Raw genomic sequence first — 7,049 nt, 5'->3', positions numbered from 1 at the left:
GCCCTGCTCGACGGCCGGGCCAGCTCGCCCGCGGTCCAGGCCCGGCCGTCGAGCAGGGCCAGGCAGAAGACGGCACGGGTCTCGTCGGCGAGGAGGGCGGCCAGGGCGGCGAGCCGGGGCGCGGCCGGGTCGGGGTATGCCATGTGTTCCAGGATGCGTCAGGAACGCTTCGGCGCCGGCCGAACGGTCCCGGCCGCCACGGACGGCGTGTACTGCAGGCCGAGGCCGTCGATCAGTGCCCGCAGCCCTGTCTCGAACGCCCCCTCGTCGACCTTCTGGCGGCGCTCGGCCAGCAGATGGGCCTGGCCCAGGTGCGGGTAGTCGGCGGGGTCGTAGGCCGTCTCGTCGTCCACGAAGCCCCGGGCGAAGGAGCCGAGTGCCGATCCGGTGATGAAGTAGCGCATCAGCGCGCCGATGTACGTGGCCTGGGCGGGCGGCCAGCCCGCGCGGACCATGGCGCCGAACACCGCGTCCGCGACCCGCAGACCGGCCGGGCGGCGGCCGGGGCCCTGGGCCAGCACCGGGACGATGTGCGGGTGCTCGGTGAGCGCCGCACGATAGGAGACCGCCCAGTCGTGCAGGGCGGCCCGCCAGTCACGGCTGTCGGACTCGTCGAACATCGACAGATCGACCTGCGCGGAGACGGCGTCGGCGACCGCGTCCAGAATCTCGTCCTTGTTGCGGAAGTGGTTGTAGAGCGAGGGCCCGCTGACCCCGAGCTCGGCCGCCAGCCGGCGGGTCGAGACGGCGTCGAGCCCCTCGGCGTCCACGAGCGCACCCGCCGTCGCGACGATGCGGTCTCTGCTGAGGAGGGGCTTGCGCGGACGGGCCATGCGGCACATAGTAGGGCCCAGCCATAAAACTAGCAGTGCTAATTAAATGTGGAGGGCCGACCGATGAACCTGGAGCTCAGTGAGGAGCAGGAAGCCGTCCGGCAGCTCGCCAAGGACTTCGTCGCCCGGCACATCGCCCCGCATGTCGTCGAGTGGGACCGGTCCGAGAACGTCGACAAGTCGATCGTGAAGAAGCTGGGCTCCCTCGGCTTCCTCGGGCTGACCGTCCCCGAGGAGTACGGCGGCTCGGGCGGCGACCACCTCACGTACTGCCTGGTGACCGAGGAGCTCGGCCGCGGCGACTCCTCGGTCCGCGGCATCGTCTCCGTCTCGCTGGGGCTGGTCGCCAAGACCATCGCCGCCTGGGGCGACGAGGGGCAGAAGCGGCAGTGGCTGCCGCGGCTGACCTCGGGCGACGCGGTGGGCTGCTTCGGCCTCACCGAACCGGGTACCGGGTCGGACGCCGGGAACCTGACGACCAGGGCCGTGCGGGACGGCGGGGACTACGTCATCAACGGCTCGAAGATGTTCATCACCAACGGCACCTGGGCCGACGTGGTGCTCCTCTTCGCCCGCACCGACGACACCCCCGGCCACAAGGGCATATCCGCCTTCCTGGTCCCCGCCGGCACCCCGGGCCTGAGCCGCCGCACCATCCACGGCAAGCTCGGCCTGCGCGGCCAGGCGACCGCCGAGCTGGTGCTGGAGGACGTCCGCGTCCCCGCCGCCACCCTCATGGGCCCCGAGGGCAAGGGCTTCTCGATCGCCATGTCCGCCCTGGCCAAGGGGCGGATGTCGGTGGCGGCCGGCTGCGTCGGCATCGCCCGGGCCGCCCTGGACGCGGCGGTCGGATACGCGGGTGAACGCGAGCAGTTCGGCAAGTCCATCGCGAGCTACCAGCTCGTCCAGGAGCTCATCAGCGACATCGCCGTGGACGTCGACGCCGCCCGGCTGCTCACCTGGCGGGTGGCCGACCTGATCGACCGCGGTGAGGACTTCGCGACCGCCGCCTCCAAGGCCAAGCTCTTCGCCTCCGAGGCCGCCGTCCGTGCCGCGAACAACGCCCTCCAGGTCTTCGGCGGCTACGGCTACATCGATGAGTACCCGGTCGGCAAACTGCTGCGCGACGCCCGTGTGATGACGCTCTACGAGGGCACCAGCCAGATCCAGAAGCTGATCATCGGCCGGGCGCTGACCGGGGTGTCCGCGTTCTGAGACCTCCCGCTGCCGGGCACCTCGAACGGGCGTCTGAGTACCGGGCTGAGTACGCGGACGGATGTGGCGTGCGCCGGGCCGCCGGATGCTGAGCGGTATGAGTGAGACGACATCGGTCAAGCAGCAGGGCACCGCGGCCTTCTACGGTCAGGCCGTCGCATCCTTCGGGGTGGCGATGGGTGCGGTGGCCCTCGGGATCTACTTCCTCGACGCGGACGCCTGGGTGCGCGGCTTCCTCGCCATCGGCGTCCTCTATCTGGTCACGTCCTGCTTCACCCTGGCCAAGGTCATCAGGGACCGGCAGGAGGCGGGCCAGCTGGTCAGCCGGGTCGACCAGGCCAGGCTGGAGAAGATCCTCGCCGAGCACGACCCCTTCCAGAAGCTCTGACGATCTCATCCACCGGACCCCTAAGCGCTTGCTCAGGATCGGGGTATGGTGTTCGTCCTGCTGACTGAGAGGGGCCACTGACGATGAGCACGGCGGAGGAGACCGGCGGCGAGAACACGCCGTGGGCCGAAGTGACGCCCGAGGCTGCCCGGCGGCTCCTCGTCGCCGCCGTCGAGGCCTTCGCCGAGCGCGGGTACCACGCGACCACCACCCGGGACATCGCGGGCCGCGCCGGAATGAGCCCCGCCGCGCTCTACATCCACTACAAGACGAAGGAAGAGCTGCTCCACCGGATCAGCAGGATCGGTCACGACCGCGCCCTGTCCGTGCTGGAGGCGGCGGCCGACGGTGAGGGCACGGCCGCCGGGCGGCTCGCCGACGCCGTACGGTCCTTCGTCCAATGGCACGCCGAACGGCACACCACCGCACGCGTGGTCCAGTACGAGCTCGACGCCCTCAGCGAGGAGCACCGCACCGAGATCATCGAACTCCGCCGCAGGAGTGACGCGGTGGTGCGCCGGATCATCGGCGACGGCGTGGCGGCGGGGGAGTTCGACGTCCCGGACGTACCGGGCACCACGCTCGCCGTGCTCTCGCTCTGCATCGACGTGGCGCGGTGGTTCAACGCCCAGGGCAGCCGGACGCCGGACGAGGTCGGCGATCTGTACGCCGACCTCGTGCTGCGCATGGTCGCGGCCAAACGGTGACGCAGCCGCCCCCGGGCAGGGCTCAGAAGTAGTACCGCGACACCGACTCGGCCACACAGGCGGGCTTGTCGCCGCCCTCGCGCTCCACCGTGACGACCGCGGTGACCTGCACGCCGCCGCCCGCCTCCTCGACGCTTTTCAGGACGGCCGTCGCCCGCAGCCGTGATCCCACGGGCACCGTGGAGGGGAAGCGGACCTTGTTGGTCCCGTAGTTGATGCCCATCTTCATGCCCTCGACCCGCATGACCTGCGGTACGAGCGCCGGCAGCAGCGAGAGCGTGAGGTAGCCGTGCGCGATCGTCGTGCCGAACGGTCCGGCCGCGGCGCGCTCCGGGTCCACATGGATCCACTGGTGGTCGCCGGTGGCGTCGGCGAAGAGGTCGATCCTCTTCTGCTCGATCTCCAGCCAGTCGCTGTGTCCCAGCTGCTCGCCCACTCCGTCGCGCAGCTCCTGCGCGGACGTGAAGATCCTTGGCTCTGTCATGTTCCTGGTCCCTGCCTTCCTGCTCTCGACCCACCTGCCTAAGCGCTTGCTCAGCATGGTTCGCGGCTGCGTTCCTGTCAACGACGGACCGGCCGGGGACCGGCCACGTAGGGTTGGAGGGGTGCCCCAGATCCCACAGACGCTCCATGAACTCACGGTCGGCCAGCTCTCCGCGCGCAGCGGCGCCGCGGTTTCGGCCCTGCACTTCTACGAGGCCAAGGGCCTGATCGGCAGCCGCCGCACCAGTGGCAACCAGCGCCGCTACAGCAGGGACGCGCTGCGCCGGGTCGCCTTCGTCCGCGCGGCGCAGCGGGTCGGTATCCCGCTCGCCATCATCCGGGACGCGCTGGCCGAACTCCCGGAGGAGCGCACCCCCAACCGCGACGACTGGGCGCGGCTCTCCGAGGCGTGGCGCTCCGAGCTGGACGAGCGGATCGAACAGCTGGCGCGGCTGCGCGACCATCTCACCGACTGCATCGGCTGCGGCTGTCTGTCGTTGGAGAACTGTGTGCTCTCCAACCCGGACGACATCTCCGGTGAGCGGATCAGCGGCTCGCGTCTGATGCCGGGCAAGGTCGCGAAGGGGCCCTCGGAAGGGAGCTGAGGGGTCCGGCCGACATGGTTGTGCCTGCCCGGCAGCCGCGTGTCGCGTCGGGCGCCGGGCGGGCCGCTCCGTTCCTCAGGCCACCGATGCCAGGTCGTCGAGCCGGGTCCGCCGGGCCTTCGCCAGCGCCGCCCGGGTGAGCACGGGCTGCGGCACCACGATCCCGCACCCGGTGCAGACCGGACCGGACCACGGCTCGCTGTCCAGGTCCTGCCGCCAGGCGATCCGGGCCTGGGCACACACCGGGCAGCCGGTGCCCGGCTCCGTCTCCAGGGCGGAGATCAGCCGCGCCAGCACCTCCGCGAGCGGCGCCGCCGGGTGCACGGCCGGGTCGTCGCACCGCGCGACCCCGTTCCCGCCCCAGGTGCGCCGGTGCCAGTCGTCGAACGCGCCCGGCCGGCGCAGCCCGTCGTGCTTCTCCCGCCGGCGGCGCTCGGCGAACCCCGCCTCGTAGCCCAGCCAGACCGCGCGGGCCGTCTCCAGCTCCTCCAGCGCGCGCATGAGCCGCACCGGATCGGGGGCCCGGTCCTCGGGCCCGATTCCGTGCCGGGCACACAGGTGATCCCAGGTCGCCCGGTGCCCGTAAGGGGCGAAGCGCTCCAGGCACTTGCGCAGCGAGTACCGCCGCAGTGCCAGGTCGCTCCGCGGATCGCGGACCTGTCTCGCAAGACTCCGGAAACCGGCCATTGCGCTGCCACCTCCGTCGCTCGTACTCCGTCGCCCGAACCTCGGCGTCACTGGATGGACGTACAACTGCCCGGATCGGCTCCATCCAAGGGTGTGGCCGTCCATTTGGTGAGATGACCGGTCGTCATGTGACCGCGTGTGGTGATTCGGAAAAGGTGACCTATGTTCACCTTACCGACGGGTCATACCGCCGGTAACGTCCGGCGCATCGGCCTCCCCGAGGAGCATGCATGCCCCCACGCACCGGCACTTCCGCCCGCACCGGCAAGTTCCGAGCCGCCACGATCGCGGCCGTTCTCGCACTCGGTGCCTCTCTGCTGGCCACGGCCCCCCACGCGGGCGCCGCCGAGCCTGATCCCGTCACCGACTACTGCCAGGGGCAGTGCGACGACATCCTGCCGCCCGGCGAGAACGGCAACGCCACCCTCGTCGACATTCTCGGCAACAAGGCGTTCGGCACCCATCCCGCGCACAGCGACGACCAGCTCGACCGCTACGACGGGCTGGTGGCCGGGCACACCGGCCTCACCGACCAGAAGCTGACCGATTTCTTCAACGACGCCTCCTTCGGCGTCGCGAAGGACCAGGTCGAGTCCGTCACCTCGCCCCGCAACGACGTCACCATCACCCGCGACAAGGTGTCCGGTGTCCCGCACATCAAGGGAACCACCCGCTACGGCACCGAGTTCGGCGCCGGATTCGCGGCCGGCCAGGACCGGCTCTGGCTGATGGACCTCTTCCGCCACATCGGGCGCGGGCAGCTGACCTCGTTCGCCGGCGGCGCACTGGCCAACCAGGGCCTGGAGCAGCAGTTCTGGCCGCAGGCCCCGTACACCGAGGCCGATCTCCAGGCCCAGGTCGAGTACATCAGGACCCACGAGGGCGCCCGCGGCGAACAGGCCATGGCGGATGCCCAGGCCTATGTGGACGGCATCAACTCCTATCGTGACAAGTCGAAGAAGGGCCGCTACTTCCCCGGCGAGTACGTCCTGACCGGCAAGATCGACGCCATCACCAACGTCGGTGAGATCCAGCCGTTCGAGCTGACCGACCTGATCTCGATCGCCTCCGTGGTCGGCGGTCAGTTCGGCGGCGGCGGTGGCGGCGAGGTGCAGGCGGCACTCTCGCTGCTCTCCGCCCAGCAGAAGTACGGAGTCGCCGAAGGCACCAAGGTCTGGGAGTCGTTCCGGCAGCGCAACGACCCCGAGGCCGTGCTGACCGTTCACGACGGCACCTCGTTCCCGTACGCCGGGAAGCCCGGCAAGGCCGTCGGAACCGCCCTGCCCGATCCGGGCTCCGTCACCGCCGAGCCGCTGATCCACGACCGCACCGGCTCCGCGGGCACCGACGCCAAGGCCCCGGTCAAGGCCCCGGCCGGGCTCAAGAAGGCCCAGGGCATCTACGACGACGGGGTCATCCCGGAGGGCTCGCTCCCCGGCTCCGGCTCCGGCGCCCAGAAGCGCGGCATGTCCAACGCCCTGCTGGTCTCCGGCCAACACACCGCGAGCGGACACCCGGTCGCCGTGTTCGGCCCGCAGACCGGCTACTTCGCCCCGCAGCTGATGATGCTCCAGGAGATCCAGGGCCCCGGCATCAGCGCCCGCGGTGTCTCCTTCGCCGGCGTCGGCATGTACATCCAGATGGGTCGCGGCCAGGACTACGCCTGGAGCGCCACCTCGGCCGGCCAGGACATCACCGACACCTACACCGTCGAACTGTGCGAGCCCGACGGCTCCGCGCCCACCAAGAAGTCCACGCACTACCTCGACCACGGCGACTGCGCCGCCATGGAGAAGCTGGAGCGCACCAACTCCTGGAGCCCGACCGTCGCCGACTCCACGGCGAAGGGCTCCTACCGGATGCAGGTGTGGCGCACCGGCTACGGAGTCGTCACCCACCGCGCCACGGTGAACGGCAAGCCGGTCGCGTACACCTCGCTGCGCACCACCTACCGGCACGAGGCCGACTCGATCATCGGCTTCCAGATGCTGAACGACCCCTCGTACGTCACCGACGCCGCCTCCTTCCAGAAGGCTGCGAGCAACATCGACTACGCGTTCAACTGGTTCTACGCCGACTCGCGCACCGCCGCCTTCTACAACAGCGGCATGAACCCGGTGCGCGCACCGGG

Annotated in this window: 8 protein-coding genes and 1 pseudogene; 5 read left to right on the top strand and 4 right to left on the bottom strand. The window is 70.5% G+C overall.

All coding sequences use genetic code 11. The annotated features are described in order from the left end of the window. Together J1C73_RS34805 and J1C73_RS13185 are read right to left on the bottom strand one after the other, a co-directional pair. Nucleotides 1-143, bottom strand: a pseudogene (locus tag J1C73_RS34805) (transcriptional regulator); the annotation flags it as partial. A gap of 15 nt (nt 144-158) precedes the next feature. Continuing rightward, complete coding sequence (locus J1C73_RS13185; RefSeq protein ID WP_123468829.1) at nt 159-833, bottom strand: TetR/AcrR family transcriptional regulator; 675 nt, start codon at nt 831-833, stop codon at nt 159-161. 63 nt (nt 834-896) lie between these two features. Between J1C73_RS13185 and J1C73_RS13180 the strand changes: the two genes are divergently transcribed. The 3 genes from J1C73_RS13180 (at nt 897) to J1C73_RS13170 (ending at nt 3,143) form a co-directional block, all read left to right on the top strand. Next, nucleotides 897-2,048, top strand: coding sequence for an acyl-CoA dehydrogenase family protein (locus J1C73_RS13180; protein WP_207316539.1), 1,152 nt, complete (start codon nt 897-899; stop codon nt 2,046-2,048). Nucleotides 2,049-2,145: 97 nt separating this feature from the next. Continuing rightward, on the top strand, nt 2,146-2,436 hold the full coding sequence (locus J1C73_RS13175) for a YiaA/YiaB family inner membrane protein (protein WP_207316538.1): 291 nt from the start codon (nt 2,146-2,148) through the stop codon (nt 2,434-2,436). A gap of 83 nt (nt 2,437-2,519) precedes the next feature. Then, on the top strand, nt 2,520-3,143 hold the full coding sequence (locus J1C73_RS13170; RefSeq protein ID WP_207316537.1) for a TetR/AcrR family transcriptional regulator: 624 nt from the start codon (nt 2,520-2,522) through the stop codon (nt 3,141-3,143). A gap of 22 nt (nt 3,144-3,165) precedes the next feature. Here J1C73_RS13170 and J1C73_RS13165 read toward each other — a convergent pair whose 3' ends face one another. After that, the gene (locus tag J1C73_RS13165) at nt 3,166-3,627 is read right to left on the bottom strand and encodes a MaoC family dehydratase (RefSeq protein ID WP_123468823.1); all 462 of its coding nucleotides are present in this window, start codon (nt 3,625-3,627) and stop codon (nt 3,166-3,168) included. A 121-nt stretch (nt 3,628-3,748) separates the two neighbouring features. On the opposite strand from J1C73_RS13165, the gene soxR reads away from it, so the two are divergent. Beyond that, nucleotides 3,749-4,231: a redox-sensitive transcriptional activator SoxR gene (gene soxR / locus J1C73_RS13160; RefSeq protein WP_207316536.1), complete on the top strand. Its 483-nt coding sequence runs from the start codon at nt 3,749-3,751 to the stop codon at nt 4,229-4,231. 75 nt (nt 4,232-4,306) lie between these two features. On the opposite strand, the gene J1C73_RS13155 is transcribed toward soxR, so the two are convergent. Then, nucleotides 4,307-4,918: a hypothetical protein gene (locus J1C73_RS13155; protein ID WP_123468819.1), complete on the bottom strand. Its 612-nt coding sequence runs from the start codon at nt 4,916-4,918 to the stop codon at nt 4,307-4,309. A 230-nt stretch (nt 4,919-5,148) separates the two neighbouring features. Between J1C73_RS13155 and J1C73_RS13150 the strand changes: the two genes are divergently transcribed. Then, on the top strand, nt 5,149-7,049 hold a 1,901-nt coding region (locus tag J1C73_RS13150; RefSeq protein ID WP_207316535.1), incomplete at its 3' end, for a penicillin acylase family protein.

Source organism: Streptomyces laculatispora (assembly GCF_017353455.1).
In the GTDB taxonomy this organism is placed as follows: Bacteria; Actinomycetota; Actinomycetes; order Streptomycetales; family Streptomycetaceae; genus Streptomyces; species Streptomyces laculatispora.
This window is presented reverse-complemented; position numbering and strand designations above follow the sequence as displayed.